The 511-nt window shown below is 64.0% G+C and carries 2 protein-coding genes; both read right to left on the bottom strand.

Annotation, left to right across the window (positions count from 1 at the left end; translation table 11 throughout):
* On the bottom strand, positions 1 to 124 hold a 124-nt coding region (locus tag AC1D0P_RS28325; protein WP_477679775.1), incomplete at its 3' end, for an efflux RND transporter permease subunit.
* Position 125: 1 nt separating this feature from the next.
* Positions 126 to 437 carry a permuted SH3 domain-containing protein gene (locus AC1D0P_RS28320; RefSeq protein ID WP_477679774.1) on the bottom strand — a complete coding sequence of 104 codons (312 nt, stop codon included), beginning with the start codon at positions 435 to 437 and terminating at the stop codon, positions 126 to 128.
* Positions 438 to 511: the final 74 nt, after the last annotated feature.

Genomic DNA, 511 nt, shown 5'->3' with positions numbered 1-511 from the left:
TCGTCGGTGCGACCTGCGGATATTGCGAGATCGGCAGCGTGCGAATGGCGAGCAGGCCGGCCATCATGATGATGATGGCGATGACCCAGGCGAAAACCGGACGATCGACGAAGAACTTGGACATATCAGCGCTCCGAGACCTGGACTTTCTGCTCGGCGGTCGAGGACTTCGTGTTCGCCTTGGCCTCGATCGGCGTGATCTCGCCGGTCTTGTCGTTGATGGCGACCTCGGTGGCCTTCACCGGCTTGCCGACATCGGCATGGGCGCCGCCCTCGACGATCAGCTGGTCGCCATCCTTGATGCCGTCGGTGACGACCCAGTTGGTGCCGTTGCTGCGGTCGATGGTCAGCGTCCGCTGCGCCACCTTGCCGTCGCTGGCGACGACCTTGGCGACAGCTGAGCCGTCCGCCGTGCGGTCGACGGCGCGCTGCGGCACCAGGTAGCTGTTCCTGATCGTGCCTTCTTCGATTTGGCGCGCACATACATGCCCGGCAGCAGCAGATGTTCAGG

The sequence above is a fragment of the Polaromonas sp. P1_G2 genome, from assembly GCF_056405515.1.
Note: the sequence above shows the minus strand (reverse complement) of the source record. Positions and strands in the feature narration are given on the sequence as shown.